This window comes from Bradyrhizobium sp. BRP56, from assembly GCF_020194035.1.
GTDB lineage: Bacteria > Pseudomonadota > Alphaproteobacteria > Rhizobiales > Xanthobacteraceae > Bradyrhizobium > Bradyrhizobium australafricanum.
In genome coordinates this window covers 47,402-72,125 of sequence record NZ_JADYVV010000022.1, presented here as the reverse complement: position 1 = coordinate 72,125, position 24,724 = coordinate 47,402, and the positions used below count along the sequence as shown (strand labels likewise).

22 protein-coding genes are annotated in these 24,724 nt (G+C 63.2%); 13 read left to right on the top strand and 9 right to left on the bottom strand.

Annotation, left to right across the window (positions count from 1 at the left end; all coding sequences use genetic code 11):
- Positions 1-11 precede the first annotated feature (11 nt).
- Entirely contained in the window at positions 12-935 is a 924-nt protein-coding gene (locus I6F38_RS17475; protein ID WP_225161216.1) for a glycosyltransferase family 2 protein, read from the top strand.
- Positions 936-1,440: 505 nt separating this feature from the next.
- Positions 1,441-2,685 (top strand): glycosyltransferase family 92 protein, encoded by a 1,245-nt coding sequence (locus tag I6F38_RS17470; RefSeq protein WP_225161247.1) that lies wholly within the window; start codon positions 1,441-1,443, stop codon positions 2,683-2,685.
- Between the two features lie 116 nt (positions 2,686-2,801).
- On the opposite strand, the gene I6F38_RS17465 is transcribed toward I6F38_RS17470, so the two are convergent.
- The 3 genes from I6F38_RS17465 to rfbA form a co-directional block, all read right to left on the bottom strand.
- Positions 2,802-3,368 carry a hypothetical protein gene (locus I6F38_RS17465; protein ID WP_225161215.1) on the bottom strand — a complete coding sequence of 189 codons (567 nt, stop codon included), beginning with the start codon at positions 3,366-3,368 and terminating at the stop codon, positions 2,802-2,804.
- Between the two features lie 164 nt (positions 3,369-3,532).
- The gene (gene rfbB, locus I6F38_RS17460; protein WP_225161214.1) at positions 3,533-4,600 is read right to left on the bottom strand and encodes a dTDP-glucose 4,6-dehydratase; all 1,068 of its coding nucleotides are present in this window, start codon (positions 4,598-4,600) and stop codon (positions 3,533-3,535) included.
- Positions 4,590-5,501, bottom strand: coding sequence for a glucose-1-phosphate thymidylyltransferase RfbA (gene rfbA / locus I6F38_RS17455; protein ID WP_018270712.1), 912 nt, complete (start codon positions 5,499-5,501; stop codon positions 4,590-4,592). Before rfbA ends, rfbB begins: the two co-directional genes overlap by 11 nt.
- Positions 5,502-5,610: 109 nt before the next feature.
- On the opposite strand from rfbA, the gene rfbC reads away from it, so the two are divergent.
- Together rfbC and rfbD are read left to right on the top strand one after the other, a co-directional pair.
- A complete protein-coding gene (gene rfbC / locus I6F38_RS17450; RefSeq protein ID WP_225161213.1) occupies positions 5,611-6,165 on the top strand; it encodes a dTDP-4-dehydrorhamnose 3,5-epimerase in 555 nt (184 codons plus the stop codon).
- Entirely contained in the window at positions 6,165-7,076 is a 912-nt protein-coding gene (gene rfbD, locus I6F38_RS17445; RefSeq protein WP_225161212.1) for a dTDP-4-dehydrorhamnose reductase, read from the top strand. The genes rfbC and rfbD overlap by 1 nt, the downstream gene beginning before the upstream one ends.
- A 152-nt stretch (positions 7,077-7,228) precedes the next feature.
- Here rfbD and I6F38_RS17440 read toward each other — a convergent pair whose 3' ends face one another.
- Positions 7,229-8,536, bottom strand: coding sequence for a UDP-glucose/GDP-mannose dehydrogenase family protein (locus I6F38_RS17440; protein WP_225161211.1), 1,308 nt, complete (start codon positions 8,534-8,536; stop codon positions 7,229-7,231).
- Here I6F38_RS17440 and I6F38_RS17435 point away from each other — a divergent pair.
- Positions 8,535-11,111 (top strand): glycosyltransferase family 2 protein, encoded by a 2,577-nt coding sequence (locus I6F38_RS17435; RefSeq protein WP_225161210.1) that lies wholly within the window; start codon positions 8,535-8,537, stop codon positions 11,109-11,111. The two genes, I6F38_RS17440 and I6F38_RS17435, sit on opposite strands and share 2 nt — an antisense overlap.
- Here I6F38_RS17435 and I6F38_RS17430 read toward each other — a convergent pair.
- The gene (locus I6F38_RS17430) at positions 11,052-13,607 is read right to left on the bottom strand and encodes a glycosyltransferase (protein ID WP_225161209.1); all 2,556 of its coding nucleotides are present in this window, start codon (positions 13,605-13,607) and stop codon (positions 11,052-11,054) included. The genes I6F38_RS17435 and I6F38_RS17430 overlap by 60 nt on opposite strands.
- A 25-nt stretch (positions 13,608-13,632) precedes the next feature.
- Positions 13,633-14,556, bottom strand: coding sequence for a hypothetical protein (locus tag I6F38_RS17425; RefSeq protein ID WP_225161208.1), 924 nt, complete (start codon positions 14,554-14,556; stop codon positions 13,633-13,635).
- A 194-nt stretch (positions 14,557-14,750) separates the two neighbouring features.
- Here I6F38_RS17425 and I6F38_RS17420 point away from each other — a divergent pair, with 194 nt between their 5' ends.
- From I6F38_RS17420 to galE, 5 genes are all read left to right on the top strand, one after another.
- Positions 14,751-15,986 carry a glycosyltransferase family 4 protein gene (locus tag I6F38_RS17420; protein WP_057020241.1) on the top strand — a complete coding sequence of 412 codons (1,236 nt, stop codon included), beginning with the start codon at positions 14,751-14,753 and terminating at the stop codon, positions 15,984-15,986.
- A gap of 15 nt (positions 15,987-16,001) precedes the next feature.
- Positions 16,002-16,664 carry a ParA family protein gene (locus I6F38_RS17415; RefSeq protein WP_016841664.1) on the top strand — a complete coding sequence of 221 codons (663 nt, stop codon included), beginning with the start codon at positions 16,002-16,004 and terminating at the stop codon, positions 16,662-16,664.
- Positions 16,665-16,883: 219 nt separating this feature from the next.
- Positions 16,884-17,513: a transglutaminase-like cysteine peptidase gene (locus I6F38_RS17410; RefSeq protein WP_225161207.1), complete on the top strand. Its 630-nt coding sequence runs from the start codon at positions 16,884-16,886 to the stop codon at positions 17,511-17,513.
- A 157-nt stretch (positions 17,514-17,670) separates the two neighbouring features.
- A complete protein-coding gene (locus tag I6F38_RS17405; protein ID WP_225161206.1) occupies positions 17,671-17,925 on the top strand; it encodes a hypothetical protein in 255 nt (84 codons plus the stop codon).
- 139 nt (positions 17,926-18,064) lie between these two features.
- A complete protein-coding gene (galE, locus tag I6F38_RS17400; protein ID WP_225161205.1) occupies positions 18,065-19,060 on the top strand; it encodes a UDP-glucose 4-epimerase GalE in 996 nt (331 codons plus the stop codon).
- Between the two features lie 15 nt (positions 19,061-19,075).
- Here the strand turns inward: galE and I6F38_RS17395 are convergent, their stop codons facing one another.
- Positions 19,076-20,062 carry a UbiA family prenyltransferase gene (locus tag I6F38_RS17395; RefSeq protein WP_225161204.1) on the bottom strand — a complete coding sequence of 329 codons (987 nt, stop codon included), beginning with the start codon at positions 20,060-20,062 and terminating at the stop codon, positions 19,076-19,078.
- Between the two features lie 36 nt (positions 20,063-20,098).
- On the bottom strand, positions 20,099-21,667 hold the full coding sequence (locus I6F38_RS17390) for a hypothetical protein (RefSeq protein WP_225161203.1): 1,569 nt from the start codon (positions 21,665-21,667) through the stop codon (positions 20,099-20,101).
- A gap of 129 nt (positions 21,668-21,796) precedes the next feature.
- Here I6F38_RS17390 and I6F38_RS17385 point away from each other — a divergent pair, with 129 nt between their 5' ends.
- Together I6F38_RS17385 and I6F38_RS17380 are read left to right on the top strand one after the other, a co-directional pair.
- A complete protein-coding gene (locus I6F38_RS17385) occupies positions 21,797-22,954 on the top strand; it encodes a hypothetical protein (protein WP_225161202.1) in 1,158 nt (385 codons plus the stop codon).
- Entirely contained in the window at positions 22,951-23,184 is a 234-nt protein-coding gene (locus tag I6F38_RS17380; RefSeq protein ID WP_225161201.1) for a hypothetical protein, read from the top strand. The genes I6F38_RS17385 and I6F38_RS17380 overlap by 4 nt, the downstream gene beginning before the upstream one ends.
- A gap of 18 nt (positions 23,185-23,202) precedes the next feature.
- On the opposite strand, the gene I6F38_RS17375 is transcribed toward I6F38_RS17380, so the two are convergent.
- Positions 23,203-23,823 (bottom strand): hypothetical protein, encoded by a 621-nt coding sequence (locus I6F38_RS17375; RefSeq protein WP_225161200.1) that lies wholly within the window; start codon positions 23,821-23,823, stop codon positions 23,203-23,205.
- Between the two features lie 149 nt (positions 23,824-23,972).
- On the opposite strand from I6F38_RS17375, the gene I6F38_RS17370 reads away from it, so the two are divergent.
- Entirely contained in the window at positions 23,973-24,635 is a 663-nt protein-coding gene (locus I6F38_RS17370) for a response regulator transcription factor (RefSeq protein WP_016841655.1), read from the top strand.
- Positions 24,636-24,724: the final 89 nt, after the last annotated feature.

The following is a 24,724-nucleotide window of genomic DNA, read 5'->3' as shown; positions in this document are numbered from 1 at the left end:
GGTCGCCACCGATGCTCGCAAGTGTTGTCATCGCGTGCTACAAGCATGAGCAGTATCTTGAGGAATGCCTTGAGACTGTCTATCAACAGACGTTTGCCGACATCGAGCTCGTCATCGTAGACGACAATTCGCCGGACAAGAGTTTTGAAGTCGCGCAGAGGGTTCTCAAGAAGAGGTCGTTCGGAAAGCGCTTTGTTTCCTGCAAGCTGCTCAAGAACCCTCAAAATCTTGGCGCCCACTACACCTGGAACAGGGCATTATCGCTGACGAACGGCGACATGATTTTCCTTTTGAATTCGGACGATGCCTTTTCCAAGGATCGGGTTCGGCTGTTCGCGGATAAGCATGCCAATGATCGGCTGTTCTTCGGTTTCTCGGCGGTTGAGCCAATCGACGAACATGGAAAGTCGATCAGCAACTTCCAGTTTCCAACGCGCCTGCGCTATGCGATCGATCGGGCCCAGATCGCAGGTGCGCCGTTGTCATGGACATTTCTGGATTCTCAGATCGCGGCATCGACCGGAAACTTTGTCTTCAGCCGTGAACTGCTGCGGCAGGTGGGTTGGCTTGCCGATCTCAAATACTGCCATGACTGGGACTTTGCGTTGCGCGCGGTAACCAAGGTCGAGCCGACCTATCTCGAGACCGACCGCTATCTGTACCGACTTCATTCAACCAACAGTTTCCGAAGTCTGAGCAAGGTGGCAGAGAGCGAGACAAAGGCTTGCATGATGTCGTATTGCCTGAATGCAATCGCGTCACGGCCTCAGAACAAGACCTGCCTCAGTCCGTCGAATTTCGGCGATTCATTCTATGACTTCGTGAAGCTGCACCCGAACTTCAACTATTGGGTGAAGCAGATCTACGCGCCCTATCATGTAGAACACCGGACGGTGGAGTCGAACGATCGGACCCTGCCGGTTCGCTGGCGCTGATCGAGCAATGCAAGGCCGGCCTTGTCCGTTCCGACACAATCGGAACGGGGCCTTGATTGGGATGGAGACCGAGCGATTGCTTCGTCGCTTCGTCGGCTGGGAGCCTGGCGTCCGATCGAATTGCGCCGACGAGAGGTCTGGAGCGTGCCGCAGCCGCAGCAGGGGGCTGGAACTCAAAAAGCTGAACGCGCCGGGCGGGAGGCTTGCGGATAACGATGTCAAAAGCATCGTTCTTGTAAGCCCGAACGACTAGCGGACTGCTTCATTCCCGTCGTCCATCGGCGATCTCCGATCGTTCCGGTCCTGTGACGCGGTTTTCGTGCAAATGACGTCGGGCCCCCTTGCTCTATTGTATTGATTTTCCTCGAAATAACCTTACAAGAGTTAATTGTGAGCACTGCGTGTTATAGCCTTATTCTTGTAGGATATGTGCGCTAATAGGGAATTCGTGGTGCGAACCAATGTTAATAGCTTGTTGATCTCGTGGGAGCGGCTCAGGTTGGACATGGAAATTCCAGCATTGTCTAGTTTCAGCTCAGGCGTGAATCTCGATACGCTTCCAGCAAGTGAGATCGAGGCAAGGCTTAGAGATTTCTTTTCCGGGCGGATCGCAAATCCGAAACCCGACGAGCTGATCCAATCGGTCAAGCAGTTGGAGCAGCAATTCGGTGATTACAAGGAATTCCAGTTTGCAAAGGCGGCGGCGCTTGTGCAGGCATGCGATTTCGCCGGAGCGCGTGGAATCCTTCTCGACCTCGTCAAGCAGATGCCATCCGACTCGCGGGTGTTGCATCGCCTGGCAATCGCGGCCCTCAATATGGGGTCCGCCCATGAAGCGCAGGATGTCTATCTTGCCGCGCTCATTGCGGCCCCGAAAAGTGAAAATCTGCGGCGAGAGTTTGCCGGCCTCCTGCGCGTGATGGAGGCCAAGAAGCTCTACGCCGGGGTCGATCGCAAGAAACACGGCTTGGCGGTGGTGTGCGCCATCAAGAACGAAGGCGACGATCTGCTGGAATGGCTACACTTCCACAAACTGGTCGGCGTTGATCACTTCTACCTCTACGACAACGGCAGCACTGATGATACTCGTGCCGTGATCGAGTCCTTCCCGTGGCCCGAAATGATCACCTATCATTTCGTGGAAGGGGAATTCGGCCAGATGCGCGCGTTCTCGCATGCGATCGACAGCTACCGCAATTGTGCCGAATGGTGCGCCTTCATCGATGCCGATGAGTATCTGTTTCCGACGCAGGCCGGCAACATCAAGGACGTCTTGACCGAGCTCGGGCCGGCGCCGGCGGTGGCGGTGCATTGGTTGAACTTCGGGTCGAACGGTCACGACGCGAGGCCGGCCGGTCTGTGCATCGAATCTTTCACGCGTCGTGCTCCGGACGATTTCCCGGATCATTTCATCATGAAGTCAATCGTGCGGCCTGACACCATCGTGTCCTATCTGCATCCCCATCAATCGCTTGTCTTGGGTTGCTACGTTCACGAGGACGGCACGCCTGTCTTCCCGATCGGCGGGCGCTGCACTGCTCCGAAGCGGAACAAGCTCGTGATCAATCACTACTACACGAAGTCGCGGCAGCAATTGCTGAAGAAGCGTGAACGGGGCAGGCCGCTCGGCGATGGAGATCCTGAAAAGATCCGCGCAATGGAATTCTTCACGTTGCGCGATCGCAACGATGTCGAAGACGCCACGATCCAGAGGTTTCTTCCGGAGCTGAAGAAACTGATTCAGGGTTGAATTCAAGGGAACAGCGATGTCCTCGCTGGAGGAGGGCGCGCCAGGCGGCGCGCCCGATCGTGTGCTTGAAGTGATTCTTGATCGCCGCGATCGGCTACTCTGGCCGCAGCGATCGGCTACAGCGGTTCCAGCCGGTATTTCGCAAGCAACTGCTGTGCGGCGACGAGATCAATCTCTGCCGGCCTTTGGAAGATCGACATGTTGTTGGCGCGCGCGATTTCGCGAGCGACCGTCCGCACCGAATGATAGTGGGGACGATTCTCGAAGTCGTGAATTGCGATGAAGGCTCCCGGTGCGGCGTGAAGCACGCACTGTACGAAGCAAGCCACGCGAAACCGGCCGTCAACGAAATACAGGTCGGCGGTCTTGCTTTCCGGGCGCTCCCAGACACGTTCGTGATACTCGGGCCACGAGCGCTCCTTGTCCTTTTCCACGGGATAACCCCACTCGCGCAGCTTGCCGATATCGACGTGCAGCAGCAAAGGCTTGGTGCTCGCGTCGCCCGTGGCGTCGGCAACGTTGGCGAGCCACTCCGCGGAGGAATCAATGGAAATGACCCACTCCTTCTTGGTTTGACAGGCCAGCCAGGTGCTTCCTCCCGAGCCAAATTCCAGATACCGCGTCGAGAGGTCCACGAAACTTTTGAACAGTGTCAGTTCCTGACCGTCCATTGCGATGTTCATGACGGGATTCCGTGTTTCTCGAGTTGTTGTCTGGCGGGTGGCTGCCAATCCACCGTCGGAAGGCGGTCGCGGCTCGTCAAGCAGCGATGAGATCTGGTTGAGTCGTCATCGCGCTTCTCGACGTCCTGTTGGCCATCCACGCCGGTGATTGGAAAGATCGGCGACTACTGGCTCAGGCCGACGCGTTCCACCTTGTAGCCGCCGTCCAGGATGGCGCGCCACCAGGGTTGCTCGTCGACATACCAGCGCACGGTCTTGGCGATGCCGGTCTCGAAATTCTCCTCGGGGCGCCAGCCGAGCTCGGTTTCGAGCTTGGTGGCGTCGATCGCGTAGCGGCGGTCGTGGCCGGGCCGGTCGGCGACGAAATTGATCAGCTGGCGGCGCGGGCCTGCCGCGGCCGGCACGACCTCGTCGAGCAGGTCGCAGATGCTCTCGACCACGTGCAGGTTGGTGCGCTCGTTGCGGCCGCCGACATTGTAGGTCTCGCCGACCTCGCCGCGCTCCAGCACCAGCGTCAGCGCCTTGGCGTGATCCTCGACGAACAGCCAGTCGCGAATGTTCTTGCCGTCGCCATAGACCGGCAGCGGCTCGCCGGCGAGCCCCTTGATGATCATGTGCGGGATCAGCTTTTCCGGGAAGTGGTAGGGGCCGTAATTGTTGGAGCAGTTGGTCACCAGGGTCGGCAGCTCGTAGGTCTCGCGCCAGGCCCGCACCAAATGATCGGACGACGCCTTGCTGGCCGAATAGGGCGAATTCGGCGCATACGCCGTGGTCTCGGTGAACAGCCCTTCGTCGCCGAGCGAACCGAACACCTCGTCGGTCGAGATATGCAGGAAGCGGAAGCGGTCGCGCTTCTCGGGCGAGAGCGTACGCCAGTGACGCAGCGTCTCCTGCAGGATCGTGAAGGTGCCGACGATGTTGGTCTGGATGAATTCGCCGGGGCCGTCGATCGAGCGGTCGACATGGCTTTCCGCGGCAAGGTTCATCACCGCGTCGGGCTGATATTTCTCGAACAGCCGGCGCAGGTTCTGCGCCTCGCAGATGCAGGCCTTCTCGAAGGTGTAGTTCAGGCTTTCGGCGGCGCGGGGCAGCGAGGCCAGGTTTGCCGCATAGGTCAGCTTGTCGATGTTAACGACGCGGGCGTGGGTGTCGCGCAGCAGGTGGCGGACCACGGCGGAGCCGATGAAGCCGGCGCCGCCGGTGACGAAAATCGTCGATCCCTTAAACCGCATGTTTGAATACCTCCGCCGCGCGCGGCTCGCCGTGGAATGAGCGGTAGACCGACAGCAGGTACTCGCCGTAGCTGCTCTTGGCGGTCTTCTGTGCGACCCTCGCGAAGGCCTCGAGCGAGATATAGCCCTGGCGCAGCGCGATCTCCTCGGGGCAGGCGATGCGCAGGCCCTGGCGCTGCTCCAGGATCTGGACGAAGTGGCTGGCCTCGACCAGCGAGGAATGGGTGCCGGTGTCGAGCCAGGCAAAGCCGCGGCCGAGCACCTCGACATAGAGGTCGCCGCGTTCGAGATAGGCCTTGTTGACGTCGGTGATCTCGATCTCGCCGCGCGGGGATGGCCTGATGCCGGCCGCGATGTCGACCACATCATTGTCGTAGAAGTAGAGGCCGGTGACCGCGACGTTGGACTTCGGCCGCTTCGGCTTCTCTTCGATCGACAATGCCCGGCCGGTGCCGTCGAGTTCGATCACGCCGTACTGTTCGGGCGCGTTCACGACGTAGCCGAACACGGTGGCGCCTTTCTTGCGGATCGAGGCGGACGACAGCATGCTCGGCAGGCCATGGCCGTAGAAAATGTTATCCCCTAACACAAGGGCAACAGAGTCATCGCCGATGAAGTCGCGCCCGACGATGAAGGCGTCGGCAAGGCCCCGCGGGGTCTCCTGCGTAGCATAGGCGAACCGGACACCCATCTCGCTGCCATCGCCGAGCAAGCGCTGGAACAGCGGCTTGTCCTGCGGCGTGGAAATGATCAGGATATCGCGGATTCCGCCCAACATCAGCGTCGACAGCGGATAGTAGATCATCGGCTTGTCGAAGACGGGCAGCAGTTGCTTGGAGACGACTGTCGTCACCGGGTAGAGGCGCGAGCCGGTGCCACCGGCAAGGATAATGCCTTTCATGGTCCCTCACAATTTGACTATCAGAACATAACATATAGCGTGCGCTGCACAAGTTTGTTATGAGAGGGAAATTAACATTTCAAGCGCGTCAAACTGGAACAAATGTTAGATGAACGTCATCAACACCGAGCTTCCTGAAGTCCTGATCGTCGAGCCGAAGCTGTTCGGCGACCAGCGCGGCTTCTTCCTCGAGACCTACCAGGCTCCGCGTTATGTCGAGCACGGCATCACGCGTCCGTTCGTGCAGGACAACATGTCCCGCTCGGCCTATGGCGTGCTGCGCGGGCTGCATCTGCAAAACCCGCTCACCCAGGGCAAGCTCGTCTCCGTGTTGCGCGGCAAGGTGCTGGACGTTGCCGTCGACGTGCGCGTCGGCAGTCCGAATTTCGGCAAGCATGTCGCGGTCGAATTGAGCGAGGAGAACCGCCGGCAGTTATGGGTGCCGCGCGGCTTCGCCCACGGTTTCGTGGTGCTCTCGGAGACCGCCGACTTCTTCTACAAATGCGATGATTTCTACAGCCCCAAGGACGAGCTCTCGATCCGGTGGAATGATCCCGCGATCGGGATCAAATGGGGCGTCGACAAGCCACAGCTGTCGGCCAAGGATGCGGACGCGCCGCTCCTCGCCGACGCCAGCAACCTTCCGACCTATGGACAAATCTGATGCGGATCTTGTTGACGGGAACACGCGGCCAGGTTGGCAGTGCGCTCAAGCCCTTGCTGGAAAGCCACGGCACGATCATCGCGCCGCCCACCGCGGAGTTCGATCTGTCGAAGCCGGAGATGCTGACGAGCCAACTTGAGAGTCTGAAGCCCGATCTCATCATCAATCCGGCGGCCTATACCGCCGTCGATCGCGCCGAGGACGAGCGTGAGTTGGCGTTCCTGGTCAACGCGAAGGCACCTGAAGCGATCGCCAAATGGGCTGCAGCGAACGGCGTGCCCCTGGTGCATTTCTCCACGGACTACGTCTTCAACGGCTCGGGCGACAGGCCGTGGCGCGAGGACAGCCCGACCGAGCCGCTGTCGGTCTACGGCGCCAGCAAGCTTGCCGGCGATGTCGCGATCCAGGCGGCGGGCGGGGCGCATCTGATCGCGCGCACCTCATGGGTTTATGCCGCAAAGGGCACGAATTTCCTGCGCACCATCGCGCGGCTCGCCGGCGAGCGTAAGGAGCTGCGGATCGTGGCCGATCAGATCGGTGCGCCGACCACGGCATCAGCGATCGCCGGTGCGGTCGCCGGCATCGTCCTGCCGAACCTCACCACGTTGCACGATCAGCTCGTGCGCCGGGGAGGTGTCGTCAATCTCGTTTGCGCCGGCGAAACCAGCTGGCACGGCTTCGCAACCGCCATTGTCGGCGGGCTGAGGTCCCGCGGGGTCACGCTGGCGGTCGAGAACATCGCTCCGATCGCAGCGGCCGATTTTCCGACCAAGGCGGTCCGTCCGGGCAATTCGCGGCTGGATCTGTCGCGGCTGAAGGCGCAGTTCGGCGTGGCGATGCCGACCTGGCAGGAAGCGCTGGCGCGCGAACTGGATGCATTTGTCCAGCTTGGCGCGCCCGCCCACGCTTAGGACGGCTTCGGAAGTGGATGCCGGTGCGCGTGAAGAACCGGTGCGCGTGAAGAAAACGCGTCAGACAAGAAAAGAGCCTTGGTTCTGATTTGATCAGAACCAAGGCTCCAGGATTGAACCGGCCGGCGGCTATCGTCGCCGGGCGCGAGCGCTCAGCGCGGCCGACCGATGCTGTCGTAGGTGAAGCCGTGCGCGGCCATCTCGTCCGGACGGTAGATGTTGCGCAGGTCGACGACGACCGGATGCTTCATCTCCTGCTTGATGCGCTTGAGATCGAGCGCGCGGAACTGGCGCCACTCGGTCACGATCACCAGCGCATCGGCCTGGCGCGCGCATTCATAGGCATCCTTGCAGTACTCGATCTCCGGCAATTCCTTGCGCGCCTGCTCCATGCCGATGGGATCGTAGGCACGAACCTTGGCGCCGAAGTCGATCAGGCCGTTGATCAGCGGGATCGAAGGGGCCTCGCGCATGTCGTCCGTATCGGGCTTGAAGGTCAGGCCGAGCACGCCGATGGTCTTGCCGCGCAGCTCGCCGCCGAGCACGTTGGCGACCTTGCGCGCCATCGCGCGCTTGCGATTGTCGTTCGCGGTCAGCGTGGCCTCGACGATTTTCAGCTGGACGTCGTGGTCGAGCGCGGTCTTGAACAGCGCACGGGTGTCCTTCGGGAAGCAGGAGCCGCCATAGCCGGCGCCGGCATGCAGGAACTTGGTTCCGATCCGGTTGTCGAGCCCGATGCCGCGCGCGACCTCCTGCACGTTCGCCCCGACCCTCTCGGAGAGATCGGCGATCTCGTTGATGAAGGTGATCTTGGTGGCAAGGAAGGCATTCGCGGCGTATTTGATCAATTCCGCCGTGCGTCGCGCGGTATAGAGGATCGGCGCCTGGTTCAGGTAGAGCGGACGATAGACTTCGCCCATCACCCTCTTGGCCCGGTCGTCCTCGGTGCCGACGACGATGCGGTCGGGATGGCGGAAATCCTGGATCGCGGCACCTTCGCGGAGGAATTCGGGGTTCGACGCAACGGCGAAATCGGCGTCGGGATTGGTTTCGCGGATCAGGCGTTCAACCTCGTCGCCGGTGCCCACGGGCACGGTCGATTTCGTCACCACCACGGTGAACTTCTTGAGCGCCGCGCCGATCTCCTTGGCAGCAGCATAGACGTAGCTCAGGTCCGCATGGCCGTCGCCGCGCCGCGAGGGCGTTCCGACCGCGATGAACACGGCATCGGCGTCCGCGACGGCGCCCGCGAGCTCCGTCGTGAAGGTCAGCCGTCCGGCCGCGGCGTTGGTGTCGACGAGCTTATCGAGGTCAGTTTCGTAGATCGGGATCTTGCCGTGCTTCAGGGCTTCGATCTTGCCGGCGTCCTTGTCGACGCAAACGACCTGATGGCCGAAATCGGCAAAACACGCTCCGGACACGAGACCTACATATCCCGTTCCAACCATTGCAATCTTCATGAATCCGCTCGTCGATCAGTGTGGAGAGGAGGAGTTAGCACTAGCACAAATGGCGCCGATAACGCCAAGTTTTATAGCGTATAGTTTGTGTTGGAGCTCGGCGGCTTTTTGTGCAAACGGTGATCGCCTCGGTGCAGCTGAGCGCCCGTTAGTCACCTCGGGCGCACCATGGACACATTCTCAACTTGAAATCGACCGACAATCGAGCCGCCGTTTGAGGGTGGACATGAGCATGAAGACGATTGGCAAGCAGAAGCCCTCGGGAGCTGAATACGCGTCGTTGCAAACGCGGTTCTCCAGATCCGATCGCACGACGTTTTCCGGGTTCGTCTATGATCGCGCCGATCTCGGCCGACGCTACACCGTCGACCTGCTCGTCGACGGCGAGCCATACATGTCATCATTGTGTGACGAGTTTGTAACGGAGCTTGCCGACGCCGGGATCGGCGATGCGCGATTTGGCTTTACCTTCAACGTGCAGGATCAGGTCAGCGCGAACGCCACGATCATTGAGGTAAGGCTGGCAAATATCGGCAGTCCGGTCGGGGCTCCGATTCGTTGCGATGTCGCCGCGCCGGAAGCGCGGTGGCACCGGATCGGCGATATCGAGTGGGCCGGAGGTTTGCGCTTCGAAGGCTGGCTTGCTCAGGACATCGACGAGGACATCGAAATCCTGATCGCGCAGCGCCCGGTGATGACCGTGAAGCCGACCGGGTGGACCAACGTAGCGCGGGGCGGCGAGTTCGGCGTCGGCCGCCGGATCGATTTTCATCTGCCCGAGCATTTTGCGGACGGCCGCATGCGCGGACTATCCGCGCGGACGATTTCGGGACGGAGCCTGATCTCGGAGCCGATTTCCTTTGTCGCTTTCGATCGCGGATTGGAGCAAACGCTGGCGGATCTTGGGCGCTGGGATAGCGAGCGGCTTCGTGGAGAGCTGTTCGACCGGGTGCTGCCGGCCTCGATGCCGTTTCACGCCTATCGCGGCTGGAAAGAGCGCTTCTCGCCGACGACACAATCTGAACAGTCTGATGTTGCATCCGAGGCGGCAGTCGTCCTGATCGGCGATGCCAGGGTGGACGAGAGCATCGAAAGCCTCGAAGCCCAGCGGCACTCCGCCTGGTCGGCGGTGTCCCTGCCGGCGCGGGCGTTCAGTCAATTCGATCCAAAAGCAGCGCGCGAGTTTGTCGAGGGCGATGCCGCCGGCAGTGCGTTCTTTGTGTTTTGTCTGAGCGGAACGATCCTCGCGGAAGACGCCTTGCAGCGCTTCGCCGATCTCTTCGCGTCCGAGCCCGGCTGCGATATGGTCTATGGCGACGTCGAGGTCGCTGCGGGCGCCGGCGCTGTCTGGCCGCTGGCGTTCTCCGCATTCGATCTCGAACGCGCGCTCGAGCAGGGCTATGGGGCGTATTGTTTTGCGGTGCGTCGGGAGCCTGCCGTGGAAGCGCTGCGATCGGCGACGTCGCTCTACGACATCTTCCTTTGCTGCGCGGAGCCGGATCGAATCTATCATCTTCCGGGATCGGTTGCGGCATTGCCGCGGATTGATGCATCGGCCGCAACATCCGAACTGGTCGCCGCGAGCAAGGTGTATTTTGCCAGGGCCGGCATCGAGGCCAATGTCGAGCCGCGGAAAGCGGGTCTTCTTCCGGCTGTTCAGGTCAAACGCGCCGTCGATTGGAGCGAGCGCACCACCATCATCATCCCGACCAGAAATCGCGCCGAGCTGCTCAAGCGATGCATCGAGACGGTTATGCCGGCGGCAAATGAGACGAACGCCCGGATCCTTGTCGTCGACAACAGCTCGACCGAGCCGGAAACGCTGGACTATCTGGACAGCCTGTCCGCGCAGGAAATCGACGTCATCTCGGTCGAGGGGCCCTTCAACTTCGCATTCATCAACAACGCCGCCGTCGCTTGCGTCGATACGGAGAACATCTGCTTTCTCAACAATGACGTCGAGGCGCTCGACGACACCTGGCTGGCGGAGATGCTGTGGCGGCTCGCCGCTCCCGATGTCGGAGCCGTCGGCGCAAAGCTGCTATGGCCGAGCAGCGTCGTGCAGCACGGTGGAGTGGTGCTGGGGGCCAATTTCTCGGCCGCGCACGCCTTCAACGACCGGATGGATGGTGATCCCGGTTATGGCGATCTGCTTCAGGTGGCGCACGAATGTTCGGCGGTGACGGGGGCGTGCCTCTTGATGCGCAAGCGCGATTTCGTGGCCGTCGGCGGCATGGACGAGATCCGCTTTCCGATCAGCTTCAACGATATCGATTTGTGCCTGAAGCTGCGCCAGCTCGGAAAGCGGATCGTGTTCACGCCGGACGCGAAACTCGTTCATCTGGAGTCGGCAAGCCGCGGTCGCGATTCCGCGCCGGATCGCAGGGCACGCTTCAGGCGCGAGCTGTCGATCCTGCGCGCGAAATGGGGCGAGGTGCTGCTCGACGATCCCTATTACAGCCCGCTGTTGGGGCTGGATTCGACGCCGTTCTCTTCGCTTGCATGGCCGCCGCGATCATGGGAGCCGCGTGCCAACCTGCCGCCGGTGGCGACCGCTCCTCCGATCGGGTTGTAGCAGGACGTCCACCACCGCCCAGTCGCATACGGCAGCAACCGTTGCATCGGCATCAAAGCCTGCCTGCAGCTTCAGGTCCGTGCTTCGACCGCGCCCCGGAGGCGTCGGGCTCCATTCCGTCGCGGCGATCGGCAGGCCGGTTGCCAGCAGCGCGTCCACCAGCGGATGGCCAAACGCTGGTTCGCCGATGTGGAGAACCAATTTCGTGATGCCGTGACCTTCGATGAGCGTGGCGACGTCGTCGACGGCAATATCGCCGGTGACGATGACATTCGTGCGCTGCATCAGCTTGAGATCGTCGAGGGTACTTCCCAGCACGATGATCTCGACGTCTTCGTCGGCGTCGGCCAGTTCATCGCTCAACGCTCGTATGAAGCGAAATTCCGCGGCGTTGGCGTGCAGGACCAGCAGGCCGAGACGCGCGGGGCCGCTCACGGCGGGATACAGCGCCGGCGGCGCGGGCGGGTCGCTCAGCCTCACGGCTTGCAGGCCGAGAACGGCTTCCGAAAAGGCCGCGCCGTCGTCACCGATCGCAGTCACGCGCCGCGCCCCGGCGACCAGGCTCGTCCAATCCGGATGAACGCCTGATCCAACCGCCACGCGCGTTGCAAGCGCGGTGTCGGTGATCAGGAGGTCGTAGGCAAAGTGTTGCGTGAGCTGCGCCAGACATGCGCCGGGAATGCGGTTTGGCTCTGCGATCTCGAGCGACCGGATTCTAAGATCGGCGAGAGACTTCAGAAGAGCTTCGCGGCCCTCAGGCGTCGCAACGTCGAGTGCGATCGACTGCGGCGCTCCGCCATCCGGATCGAACATCGCAGCCAGCTGGCGTTGTCCCTCGGAGCGGATCTGCACGACCACACCGTGCTGATCCTCTGCCGCCAACTGCCGGCAGCGCCTGATGGCAATTGCGCGGCCGGCGAACGAGCCGCAGAGGACGACGGATGGGCCGGCGGCGACCTGCTGGTTCGTGAGCAGCTTGAGCTCAAGCGCGGCGCGGCAATCGCGGAGTGGATCGGCAAGCAGGAATGCGGCGCAGTCCGTCGCATAGCGCCGGTAACGGTGTTCGAGAACGCGAAGATTTCGCATCACGAGCGAACGCTTCTCGCCCAGAAACGAGCGCGAGCCCTCGTGCCCGACGAAAACCGAAGGAATGCACACGTTGCGGAAGCCGGCCTCCGCTGCGCGCAGGCAGAAGTCGACGTCTTCGAGATAGCCGCGATAGAAGTCGTCGGAGAGCTCGCACACGGCGTCGAGGCATTCGCGGGTAATGTAGAGGCAGAACCCGATGCCGTTGGGGATGTCGATCGCAATCCCGGAATTTGCCCTGCCTGCAAGTTCGTCCAGCAATTCGATTTCGCCGGCCGGGGGCAGGGGATTTGACCGGTTCGGGATTGGAAAGCTGGTGTATTCGCCGTTGTTCGACAGCGGGGTCGCCGTGCCTACCCGCGGCGTCGCTTGCACGGCGCTGCGCAGGCGTTGCAGCGCGTATTTCGGCACGATCGTGTCCGAGTTCAGCAGCACGACGTCGCCGGCGCCGGTCTCGCCAAGCGCCCGGTTGACCGCACCGACAAAGCCAAGATTGTGCTCGTTGGTCAGGAGCCGGATGCGGAATTCGGCGGCGAGCTCATTGAGCAGGCGCTTGATGTCGGGCTCGGGCGATGCATCATCCACAACGACGATGGTCGAGCCCGGCGTGCAGGCGAGCGCGTTCAACGCGCTGTCGATGCAAGCTCGCGTCGCGGCCAGATCCCGGTATACGGGGATGATGATGGTGAGCGGAGGAGGTTCGCCGTTTCGAAGGCGAGCCGGCCGGCGTGGTGCGGCCCGGTGATCCGGAACGCGGTTGGCCGGGAGTTGAACACTTGCGATCACCCGGTCCGCCTGCGTGATCTGCAGGCGCTGCGAGGTCGCGGATGCGGGCCGGATCAGACGGAAGCTTGCAGCCTGTCGCCCGTCACGCGCGAATCTGTGGCGTGGATCGGCGGGAAGCTGGATCGTGCTGGATTGATCCGCCTGCGCCAGCGAAAGGTGCGGGTCGTCCGGCCCGCGCCACGTCACCCATCCCTTCACCTCTTCATCGAGAAAGTCGATACGGGCGCAGCTGTCCTGGCCGCTCTGTTCGAGCAGAAGGAGGGCGCCCCTGACCGAATCCGGATCGTCATCACGCCGCGTGACGCTTCGCGCCGCCTCGATCTGCTGAATGTCGTCGCCCCAGGCCATCATTCGCCGGGCAGCGACCAGATCGTCCGGCTCGAGCTCGAGCGCCCTCGCAACGCTGGCGATGGCCGCATCCCTGAGATCGAGATGAAACAACGCTTCTGCGCGCAGCAGATGGGCGCGGGCGCCCGGATGCGGCAGGATCCGGCAGCGGCGGTCGGCGAGCGCGAACGCCAAGCGGAAATCACGCGCCTCGAGCGCCCCGACAGCGGCCCGCTCGAGATCGACGTGGTGGAGCGTTTTGGACGTAAAGGCGATCCTGCGCGCGTCGGCGGTCAAGTGGCGCCCTTATCTGCCCGCATGGTCAGCCTGCCGTCTTGACGGCGCCCTGCCGGCTCCGGAACACGCGCACCCGTCCCTCGAGGCGCGGTCCGTCCTGGTGCGGCATCGGAGTGGCGGGTTCGACGCGCCGCGGCTGCTGGGGCGCGAGCGGGGCTGCCTGCACCCGGCGCTCCTCGAGGTTGAGCTTGAGGCCCACCAGCGGTTCCCGTCCTGAGGGACCCGACACCACAATCCGGTTCCCGGTGACCCGCAGGGTCGGAGCCCCCAGGAAGATGGTTTCAGCCGCGATGGAGAAGCGATCCGCGCCGGGACCCGTGGCCTCCAGCGAGAACCCCGTGATGGCCAATGCGCGTCCCCGGGTTCCGGCAAAAGTTCCGAGAGGAACGAACTGGTTGTCGCCGCGCTGCGGCCTGGCGAACTTGACGGCATACTGCAGCTGGAGATCCCGCGGCTTGTTGGGCCATTCGAGGGAAATTCCCTCGATCCGGGCCGGCGCGGACGGGCCGGCAATCCAGACATTCGAGCCGACGGTCACGTCGCCCAGACCCGCGACATGTGCGAGCAGCTTGAGGTCGCTCAACTCGCCGGGGCCATCCTCCGGCTCGAACATGTCGAATGGCTGGCTGGCCGGCTGCTCAGCCGGCTGTCCCTGGGTCAGCGGCTCGATCTTGATATTGGCGGCGGTCGACCCGCCGGCGCGCCCCGCAGTGACCTCGACGATCAGACGGCTCGGCCGGGCGACCGACACGACCAGCGCGGTCTCGGGCGCAAACAGGGTTCCATTGACGACGTCCGGTCCGGTAATGATATTACAATTGTTAAGACTGGCGCGATCCGCGTATACGCGCACCACCGGAGGTGACACTTTATCATCTGCGCCATTGTATCGAACCAGGAAGAGACCCCGTGCCAGATCAATGGTTTTCTGCTGAATCTGTTCGTTCATTGTCGCCTGCGAGCCTAACGGAATGGATTGGTAAGTCTCGCGCAGTGTGCCCCAAAAATCTGTGTGATAGAAGGGGTCTTAATGTTAATCCGGTAAGATAGTTTCGCTCGCCAATCGATGACATACCGCCGGTGATGATGCAGACCCTGACCCCAATCGAAGACCGCGCGGCCGGGGGGCGCGCTCGCCCGCCAATGAACGTCCTGTTCGTCCACAATAACTTTCCGGCCCAGTACCGCCACATTGCGCGCGCGCTCGCAGAGCAGCCCGGCAACAGGGTCGTTGCGGTCGGTTCATCGACCGCCAGCACGACGCCGGATATCCGGCTGCTCAAATATTCGACGACCAAGACGGATTCCGCGGTCGTCCATCCGTTTGCCCGGCGCTTCGATGTCGAATCGCGGCGTGCCGAAGAGGTTCTGTACGCGCTGTCGTCGCTGTCGGGGCAAGGCTTCGTGCCCGACCTGATCTTCGCGCATCCCGGTTGGGGCGAGACGCTGCCGTTGCGCACGATGTTTCCGCGCGCGCGGATCATCCTCTATTGCGAATTCTACTACGGTGCCGAGGGCAGGGACGTCGGCTTCGATCCCGAGTTTCCCATGACGGGCCTCGATGGCAATGTCGCACTCCATCTGAAGAATGCGACCACGCTGCTGGCGCTCACGGAATGCGATACGGGCGTCTCGCCGACGCCATGGCAGAGGTCGACCTTTCCCGCCGAGTTTCAGAGCAAGATCGAGGTGATCCACGAGGGCGTCGACACCGACGAGGTGAAGCCCAATCCGGTCGCGCGGTTTCAGCTTCCGAACGGCGCGACGCTGTCGGCGGACGACGAAGTGATCACCTACGTCTCGCGCAACCTCGAGCCGGTGCGCGGATTCCATATCTTCATGCGGTCCCTGCCGAGGATCCTCGCCGCGCGGCCGAATGCGCAGGTCGTGATCGTCGGCGGCAGCGGGACATCCTACGGGGCGAACCCACCCAAGGGCTCGAGCTGGAAGTCGATGTTCCTCGACGAAATCAAGTCGGACATCGACCTTCGCCGGGTGCATTTCCTCGGCCGGATTCCTCGGGAACCATATCTCGAGCTGCTGCAGATTTCCTCGGTGCACGTCTATCTGACCTATCCCTTCGTGCTGTCCTGGTCGCTGCTGGAGGCCATGAGCGCGGGATGTGCTGTGGTGGCATCCGACACCGCCCCGCTTCGCGATATCATCTCGGACGGGAACGGCCTGCTGGTGCCGTTTTTTGATATTGATGCGCTGTCGGATCAGGTACTCTCGGTGCTGTCACGGCCCAAGGCCTTCAAGAAGATGCGGATGAAGGCGCGCAGCTTCGTGCGGGACAATTACGACGCAAAGCGGGTCTGTCTGCCCCGGATGCTGACGCTCGTTGATGAAGGTGTCCTCCCGCGCACGTACGGGGGATAACGCCAGGAGTTTGCGATGCCGCTTGTCATCTCGGTTGCCCAGCGCAAGGGCGGAGTCGGAAAGACGACCCTTGCGGTCTTGCTCGCCGCAGAACTGGATCGGCGCACGGGCGTGGTCGGACTGGTCGACGCCGACTCGCAGGCGTCCGCGTGTCACTGGGCCGAGCCCGGCAATCTGTCGTTCCCCGTCTACCAGCTTGATCCGGAAACCCGGCCGGTCGCCGAATGGGCCAGGCTGATGCGCCAGATCCCGCATCAGATCATCGTCGTGGACTCCGCGCCGAACGATCGGGTGCTGGGAGCCGTGCTCGCGGTCGCCAATATCGTGCTGATGCCGTGCACGCCGTCCGGCCTTGACATCGAGGCCACCGCGCGGACGCTCGACATCGTACGGGAAGTGCGTGCCACGCGGCGAACGGCGCTCCGTGCCATGATCGTGCCGAACCGCGTCGACCAGCGCACGCTCGAAGGCCAGCAGCTGATCGAGGAGCTCGATACGCTTGACGAGGAGATCGGGCCGATGATCGGCAGTCGCTCGGCCTATGTGCGCGCCGTCGCCTTGGGGCAATCGGTCGCCGATTTCGCCGGCGGCACACCCGCGGATCTCGAGATCAAGATGCTCGCCGATCTCGTCATGAGCTGGTGCGGGATTGCGCCCAGGCAGCGGGTGGCGATTTAACAGAGCGCGCCGGCGGCTTCACGACAGGCCAACCATGCCGGCATGGGAACGAAAGAGTTCGGGCCGCAACCGGCCCTTGACCTGACGGCGGCGCCCCGCAGGCTTGGTTAACGGATTGCTCGCGCGCACCCTCGCATTTGAAACAAATGCCGCCGCGCGCTTGAGCCCAAGCTCAAGACATTTCCCGTACATGCTTCCCGTCGCTGTGGGGAGTGAAGAATGTACAACGTCAAGAGAGTGATGGCCCTGGTTCTGGCCGTCCTTGCGCTCGGCACAAGCGCACAGAACACCCAGGCTGGAATGGTCGGCTTCCCGCTGCCGCTGCGCGGCGTGATCGAGAAGATCCGCTTCAGCGAGCCGACGCTGGCGCCGATGGCCTACACCATGTTCTGCATGCGCTATGCCGACGAGTGCAAGCCGAAAGCCCGCGCCCGGATGGTGTTCCGCGGCGGCGCCACACGCCTGACCAAGCAGCGCATCGCCGACCTGATCGAGGTCAACGCTTCGGTCAATCGCAGCATCGTGCCACAGCGCAACGAACGCGGCCTTGCCGGCGAGGAATGGTTGATCAATCCGGCGCGCGGCGATTGCAACGACTACGCGGTCAGCAAGCGCCACGAGCTCCTGGCGCGCGGCTGGCCGATGCGCGACCTTCTGCTGAGCGAGGTTGTGACTTCCTCCGGCGAGCATCATCTCGTGCTGGTGGTCCGCGCCAAGGGTGGAGACATCGTGCTCGACAATCTGAATGCGCAGATTCGCAGCTGGTCGCAGGCGCGTTATCGTTGGGTCAGGATGCAGACCCCCGCGAACCCCGATCACTGGGCCGGCGTCGCGCAGGCCGGCGCCTGAATTTCTGAACGAGTCCCATCGATCGAAAATGGCGCGGCGAGACATTTCGCCGCGCCATTTTTGCATCGGAGACGATCGCCAGCGCGCTGCGGCGACATTGCCGGAACGATTGGAGGCATCGACGGTTGACCCCGGTTCAACCCATCGAGGCATCGACATGAAGCTGGCCGGCCTTGTCACAACAGCGGCGCTGGTCGTCGCCACCGCCCCGGCGCTTGCACAGGGCACCGGGCAGACCACGCAGGGCACAACGCGCTATTCGATCGATGGACCGGGCGGCGGCGTTCCGACATCGCGGCCGCAGGCGACCCGGCCGGTCCCGCCGGCAACACCGGCTTACCCGTATGGCAGAGCGTCGCGGCACGCGCCGCCGGTCGGGCAACGGACCAACGTGCCGCTCGGGTCGCGCTGACCGTCCCTTGGGCTGCAAATCCGTTCGGTCTTAACGCTATTCCCATCGTGATTTTGCCGCCTCGGATGGAATGTCGTACCGATGCGATCACTGCGCCGGTTGAGGCGCGGGATTGGTTCGCGCAGGGCGAAATTTTCAGATGGCGAGCAGGGGTTCGATCCTGATCACGGGTGGCGCGGGATACATCGGATCCCATTGCGCCAAGGCGGTTGCCGAGGCCGGGTTTCTGCCGGTCGTCTACGACAATTTGTCCACCGGTCACCGTGATTTCGTGCGGTGGGGGCCGCTCGTGATCGGCGACGTCGCCGACCACGACAGGATCGCCGCCACCGTCGGCGAGCACAATGTGCTCGCCGTGATGCATTTCGCGGCGTTCAGTGCGGTCGGCGAGTCCGTGGCTGATCCGCAGAAATACTTCAGCAATAACGTTGCCGGCACGCTCGGCCTGCTGCGCGGCATGCGGGAGGCGGGCTGCGACCGCCTGGTGTTCTCCAGCACCGGCGCGGTCTACGGCAACGCCGGACGCGATCCAATTCCCGAGAGTGCCGCAGGTCCGACCGTCAATCCCTACGGCCGCTCCAAATTCATGATCGAGCAGATCCTGGCCGACTACCGCGCGGCCTATCGGTTCAACTCGGTCTGCCTGCGCTATTTCAACGCATGCGGCGCCGACGCCTCCGTCACCATCGGCGAACTCCGCGATCCCGAGACGCATCTGATTCCGCGCGCGCTGATGGCGCTGCTGGGGCACGTGCCGGACTTTGCGATCTTCGGCGAAGACTATGACACGCCTGATGGCACCGCGGTGCGCGACTACATCCATGTCGATGACCTCGCGAGCGCCCATATCGCGGCGCTCGAGCTGCTGCTGAGTGGCGACGCCGGCGGCGTGTTCAATCTCGGCACCGGCACCGGCTATTCGGTGCGCAAGGTGCTCGATGCGATCCGCGCCGAGACCGGTGAAGCGGTGCCGAGCGTGGTGCGCGAGCGCCGGGCCGGCGATCCGCCGATCCTGGTGGCCGATCCTTCCAGGTCGGAGCGCGGCCTCGGCTTCAAGGCCAGCCGGTCCGATCTCGGCTACATCATACGTTCGGCCTGGGCCTGGCATCAGAAGGCGCATCCGCGCCGGCGGTAGCCCGCCGCGAGAGGCTCAGTTCAATGTGATGTAGTGCTGTTCGGCCAATCGCGCGAGGAACGGCATGTCGACAAGGCTTGCCACCAGGAAGACGGCGACCAGCGCCAGCACGAGCAGCATCAGGCCGCGCTCGCCATAGAGCTTCTCGGGCTTCTGCGCCGGCGATCCCGGCGACGTCGACATCGAGAAGTAGGTGGTGAACAGCATCACCACCAGCGGCATCGCAAGGACATACTCGATGCGGTACTTCACCAGGAACACCGAGAGGAAGAACACCGAGAACAGCGAATAGCTGAGGCACGAGGCCGTCAGCGACACCTCGGTATAGTGCCCGAAGCTCGCGCGGTAGCGCGCCAGCAGCTCCCTGCCATGGGACGCGGCAATCTCGCGATATTCGGACAGCCGCTTGGCCGCCATCAGGAACGCGCCGCCAAACCAGTAGCACAGGATCACCGAGCCCGGCGGCAGCGAGGTCGGGTCGATCATCGCCCAGCCGATCAACAGCCGCAGCGGATTGTTGACGGATTCCGAGATGACGTCGAAATAGGCCTTGTCCTTGCTGCGGAGCGGCGGGACATTGTAGACGATGCCCTGCAAGGCGAAGATGCCGATTGCGAACAGCATCAGGCGGCTGCTCGCAGATGCGCAGACGAGACCGAGCGTGACCAGCAGCAGCCACTCGATTCCGATGATCTTGCCGTCCATCGCGCTCTGCACCGCGGAGCGCTGCGATTTGGTCGGGTGATGCCGGTCGAAGTCGCGGTCGAACCATTCATTGATCACATAATTGGCCGACGCGATGCAGATCGCGGCCACGAGGCCGAGGACGATCGCGCTTGCGATATGCTCGCCTCTCGGGCCGCGCAACAGCCAGGCGAGGACAATCCCGGGAACGATGAAGATGTGCTTGGTGCTGTGATCGAGCCGCAGGATGGCGAGATACTGCCGGATGCTTGCGGCCGGCGGCTTGCCGGCTTCGACCTTGCTGTCCATCAGCGCCATCGCACGGTCCTTTTTCTGTCGTCGTTGATCGATCGCCTAGTTGAGGAGGTAGACGTCGAAACTCTCGTCGGTCTTGGCGGGGCCGAAGCCGCGGAGCATCGTGGTCGCTTCGCGGAAATCGCGGATCTGCGCCGCCGAGGCGCGGAATGTCCGCCAGTCCTTTCCTTCGTCGTAGATCCGGTCGGGCGTGATCTCGTCGAGTCGGTAGGCCAGCAGGATGATGACGGGCGCACGGGTCGTGTCGCGAAGCTCGCGGCCAAGGCGCAGGGTCTCGCCGAGATCGCTGTCCATCTTGCCCTTGCGCGAGAAGATCACGACGCTGCCGAATTTATGGTCACGCGCGAGATAGATCCGGTTCTTGACGTAATAAGGCAGCGCCTCGACCAGATATTCCGGCTCGGCGAGGATCACTGCATTGGTGAGATCGGCGCGCGAGGCGATCAGGCGGCCGAGATCGGCGCTGCGGCTCGCGACCACGCCGGTCACTGCGTTGCGCAAATCGTTGATGCCGGCGGCGGTCTGGATCGCGAGCACCAGCAGGAGCGACCCGCGTCCGATCGCCGGCAGGCGCCGGTCGAGCCACGCGCGAGAGCCGGATGGCGCGGTGACCCGGCTCCAGCCGATCCAGTAAAGCGCGATCAGGAAGCTCAGCCAGACCGCGGCATGTCGGTAGGCACCGTTGGCGGCGACGGCGAAGAACAACGACGTCAGCAACAGGGCGGCGATGGCGGCGAGGAAGGCCGGTCGCCGCGGCAAGAGCCCGAGCGTCGCGCCGAACAGCAGCACCGATCCCGCGACCCCCGGCAGCAGATTGGCAAACAGCGCGCCCAGCGACGTCGCGCCGGGGTTCACCAGGGACAGGATTGCCGCCGCGAGTGGTGACTCGTGCGACCAGTCCCGGGCCGCGGCGTCATTATAGGTCGGCAACATCGTCGCCGCGCAGATCACGACGCCAATCGTCGCGATCGTTGCATTGATCGCGAAATTGGTGAGTTGCGGCGACCAGCGCCAGCCATCGGTCTCGAGCAGGTCGAGCAGCCAGAACAGCAGGAATGCGCCGGCCATGATCGCGCCGACGACGTTGGTGTTGGCGAGCAGGAACAGCAGTGCGCCGAGCAGCAGACCACGGTCGCGGTGGGCCCGATAGCAGGCCGCGATCGCGAACAGGAACAGGGCCGAGATGCCGTAATTCCTGGCCATCACGACATATTCAAACAACAGCGCATGGCCCGTGATCAGCAGCAGGACCAACGGTCGTGGGAATGGTGACCGGAAGATCAACAGCGCGACCGTGATGAGCCCGACCACGAAGGCGACAGCGGGCAGCACCTCGACCCGATCGAATACGGCATGTGCGCCGCGCAGCAGAAGATACCAAAGGGCAGGGTGGCCCTCGCCATGCAACCCTCTCAGCATGGCGACCGGATCGTCGCCGTTCAGGGCAATGGTGAGCGCGCGGACCTCGTCGCGCCACATCACGTGACGGCCGATCTGGAAGCCGACCAGTGCGATCCATCCCGCGAGGAGCAGGACGTCCGGCCAGGATCGGCGGTCCCGCTTGGGCGCGAACAACCACTGGTCCAGGATGGGCAGAGAACGGGTCAATGAATCCTGCTGCTGCTGCTCGGATGGGGACGGCCAAACCGTGGCGTCATCGGCCGGCCTGGTGGTTTGTGTTAACAGTAAAATCCACATAGAATGTTGTAACATTATGGGCAAACCAGACTAACATTTATGACGCCGACGCCGGCCCAGAGAACGGTCAGGGACATCGGTCCTGCGCACCCCGAGGTGGAGTTCGCGCTGGTGCTGGCGCGAACCATCGATTCCGTGAGCGCCGACCCGCAGCAGCTGCGCAGCGCGGTCTACGAGCTCGCGCGGCAGAAGCTGCAGCAGCTCGCGCACGAGGATCCGGCGGAAAAGCAGCGTCTGATGCAGGCGCTGGAAGTGGCGATTGAAGGCGTCGAAGCGCACACCAAGAGCAATGTGATCGAGAAATTCGAGGTGCCGCCGGCGCGGGCGCTGCCCGCATTCCTCGAGGCGGCGGGCGCTGCGCGGCGGATCGAGGCACCGCCCCGGATCGATGCCGAGGCGGCCTTTGTCACGACCCTCGAGCGCGTCGAGCCCGCCGCGGTGTCGCGCGGTCCGCGATGGTCGTCGTCGGCGCCGCTGCGTTACGTTGTCATGCTGGCGTTCTTCGGGCTGATCTCGGCCGTTGTCCTGCTGCAGCAACGTGGCGTGTCATTGGCCGCGGCCCGCGCGATGATTGCCGGCACGCTGGCATCGGCGCCGCCCGAAGCCCAAAGGCCGGCGGTGGTCGCGGCCGTCCCGGCGCCGGCCGCTGCGGCCGAGCCGCCGGCGCCGAGACGGCCATTGCCGACCGCCTACGGCGTCTACGCCGAGAGCGACGGCAAGCTCTACGAGTTGCAGCTGATCCAGGGGCGTGCGCCGGATCCGCGGGTGGCGATCTCGGCGGCGATCACCAGGCCGAGCGAGACCACGCTGCCGGACGGACATCTCCGCTTCATCGTGTTCCGGCGCGAGGGAGCCGGCGGCGCCTCCGATCCGATCGATGTACGTCTGATCGCGCATGTGAGCCAGCAGACCACGTTCGACGCGACCGGCAAGCCGGTGGTCTCGCCGGGCGACGACAGCTGGGTGATCCGCAACATCTCGATCCCGTTCCGCGCGGCGCCGCTCAAGGACGATCCGCAGATGTTCGAGGTCCTGCCGCGCGACGACGCGCCGCTGCCGCCGGGACGCTACGCGTTGATCCTGAAGGCGCAGGCCTACGATTTCACGGTCGAGGGCGCGGTCACCGACAGGCGGCACTGCCTGCAGCGGCTGGCGGCCGCAAATGGCGTGTTCTACTCGGAATGCGAGAAACCGTGAGCGGGGTGTCCGTCCGGTTCAGCGTCGTGCTGGCGCTCCTGCTGGCATCGCGTGCCGCCGTCGCCGCACCCGCCGCCGAGACCGCAAAGCGCTGCCTGCGCGCGGCCTACATGGTCTACCCCTACAAGCGACCCGGAGCCGTGCCGATGAATGGCGATCGGCTGCATTTCTTTCAGCAATGCATGGTGCGAGACGACACGAAGTCGGCGGAAGCGCCGAAGCGCGATTGAGCGCAGTGCGCCGAATGCTCAGTTCGCGGACTGTTCCACGTCCGACCTCAGCCGGCCGAGCTGGTTGCGCAGCACGAGCAGCATGAAGCGACCGACGCCGATGCCGACGAGACCTCCCGCCACCTTGACGATCGCGTCGATCAGGCGGCCGTGACGGTCCGGTGTCAGGAATTGCATCGCTTCGAGCGTGAACGCGCTGAAGATGACAAGGAGCACGATCAGCGCGGTGCGCCGCGGGTAGCCCAGCACGAAGGCCAGCGCCATCACGGCGAACGCAGCGAAATGCTCGATCTGCGGATGGAATAGCGAGGGACGGTCCTGGATCGGGGACAGTGTCACGAAGGCGATGAACGCAAGCGCAAGCCAGCCTGCAATCACGCCGAACCTCCGTATCTTTGAAACAAGCAACGCGTTCTTCCCGGTCCATATGCGCTGGGCGCACCGCGGTTGAATTAGCGCATCGCCGATGTCAGCGACATGAAAATGGTCGTCGAAGGTTAACTTGCCGATCGACTGCAAATGACCCGACATGTTGTCCGCGCGCCGGTCCGCCGGAAGGTTGCCAGCAACAATCGCTTTCAAGTTTAGGGTATTATAATACCTTAGACTGAAACCCAATCTCACTTCGCGCGCTCTCATGGAGGGAACCAGGGGTGCTTGCGCGGGTTCCCGGGATGGTGCACCTGACGAAAAAATAGCGGCGCCTTGCGGGTCCATTCATAAGCCGTTCACGGCCGGAAGCCTCATTTGGTGCCGGAATGTCGTAATGCTCACTCTCGGAGGCCAAAGTGCGTCTGCTCGTCGTTGAGGATGATCCGGATCTGAACCGCCAGCTCACCACCGCGCTGACGGACGCCGGCTATGTGGTCGATCGCGCGTTCGACGGCGAGGAGGGGCATTTCCTTGGTGATAGCGAGCCGTACGACGCGGTGGTGCTGGACATCGGCCTGCCGAAAATGGACGGTATCTCGGTGCTCGAGGCCTGGCGGCGGAACAAGCGGGTGATGCCGGTGCTGATCCTCACCGCACGTGATCGCTGGAGCGACAAGGTTCAGGGCTTCGACGCCGGCGCCGACGACTATGTCGCCAAGCCCTTCCACCTCGAGGAGGTGCTGGCGCGGATCCGCGCGCTGCTGCGCCGCGCGACCGGGCATGCCCAGGTCGAACTGAACTGCGGGCCGGTGGCGCTGAATACCCGCACCAAGCGGGTCACCGTCAACGGCAATCCGATCAAGCTGACCTCGCACGAATACAATCTGCTCGACTATCTGATGCACCACACCGGGCGGGTGGTCTCGCGCACCGAGCTGGTCGAGCATCTCTACGACCAGGACTTCGACCGCGACTCCAACACGATCGAGGTGTTCGTCGGGCGCATTCGCAAGAAGCTGGAAGTCGATATCATCCAGACCGTTCGTGGCCTCGGCTACATGCTGTCGCCGCCGACCTAAACCATTTTCGAGCGAGATGGATGCCGGTTCGTTCGCGTGAAGAAAGCGCGGACCAAACAACGGGATAAGAGCATGTCCTATTCAATCGG

Bases quoted from the DNA above. Each gene is read 5' to 3' on its own strand.
- I6F38_RS17475 (WP_225161216.1), top strand. From the start codon at position 12: ATGCTCGCAAGTGTTGTCATCGCGTGCTACAAGCATGAGCAGTATCTT.
- I6F38_RS17470 (WP_225161247.1), top strand. From the start codon at position 1,441: ATGGAAATTCCAGCATTGTCTAGTTTCAGCTCAGGCGTGAATCTCGAT.
- I6F38_RS17465 (WP_225161215.1), bottom strand. From the start codon at position 3,368: ATGAACATCGCAATGGACGGTCAGGAACTGACACTGTTCAAAAGTTTC.
- rfbB (WP_225161214.1), bottom strand. From the start codon at position 4,600: ATGCGGTTTAAGGGATCGACGATTTTCGTCACCGGCGGCGCCGGCTTC.
- rfbA (WP_018270712.1), bottom strand. From the start codon at position 5,501: ATGAAAGGCATTATCCTTGCCGGTGGCACCGGCTCGCGCCTCTACCCG.
- rfbC (WP_225161213.1), top strand. From the start codon at position 5,611: ATGAACGTCATCAACACCGAGCTTCCTGAAGTCCTGATCGTCGAGCCG.
- rfbD (WP_225161212.1), top strand. From the start codon at position 6,165: ATGCGGATCTTGTTGACGGGAACACGCGGCCAGGTTGGCAGTGCGCTC.
- I6F38_RS17435 (WP_225161210.1), top strand. From the start codon at position 8,535: ATGAATCCGCTCGTCGATCAGTGTGGAGAGGAGGAGTTAGCACTAGCA.
- I6F38_RS17440 (WP_225161211.1), bottom strand. From the start codon at position 8,536: ATGAAGATTGCAATGGTTGGAACGGGATATGTAGGTCTCGTGTCCGGA.
- I6F38_RS17425 (WP_225161208.1), bottom strand. From the start codon at position 14,556: ATGAACGAACAGATTCAGCAGAAAACCATTGATCTGGCACGGGGTCTC.
- I6F38_RS17420 (WP_057020241.1), top strand. From the start codon at position 14,751: ATGAACGTCCTGTTCGTCCACAATAACTTTCCGGCCCAGTACCGCCAC.
- I6F38_RS17415 (WP_016841664.1), top strand. From the start codon at position 16,002: ATGCCGCTTGTCATCTCGGTTGCCCAGCGCAAGGGCGGAGTCGGAAAG.
- I6F38_RS17410 (WP_225161207.1), top strand. From the start codon at position 16,884: ATGTACAACGTCAAGAGAGTGATGGCCCTGGTTCTGGCCGTCCTTGCG.
- I6F38_RS17405 (WP_225161206.1), top strand. From the start codon at position 17,671: ATGAAGCTGGCCGGCCTTGTCACAACAGCGGCGCTGGTCGTCGCCACC.
- galE (WP_225161205.1), top strand. From the start codon at position 18,065: ATGGCGAGCAGGGGTTCGATCCTGATCACGGGTGGCGCGGGATACATC.
- I6F38_RS17395 (WP_225161204.1), bottom strand. From the start codon at position 20,062: ATGGCGCTGATGGACAGCAAGGTCGAAGCCGGCAAGCCGCCGGCCGCA.
- I6F38_RS17385 (WP_225161202.1), top strand. From the start codon at position 21,797: ATGACGCCGACGCCGGCCCAGAGAACGGTCAGGGACATCGGTCCTGCG.
- I6F38_RS17375 (WP_225161200.1), bottom strand. From the start codon at position 23,823: ATGAGAGCGCGCGAAGTGAGATTGGGTTTCAGTCTAAGGTATTATAAT.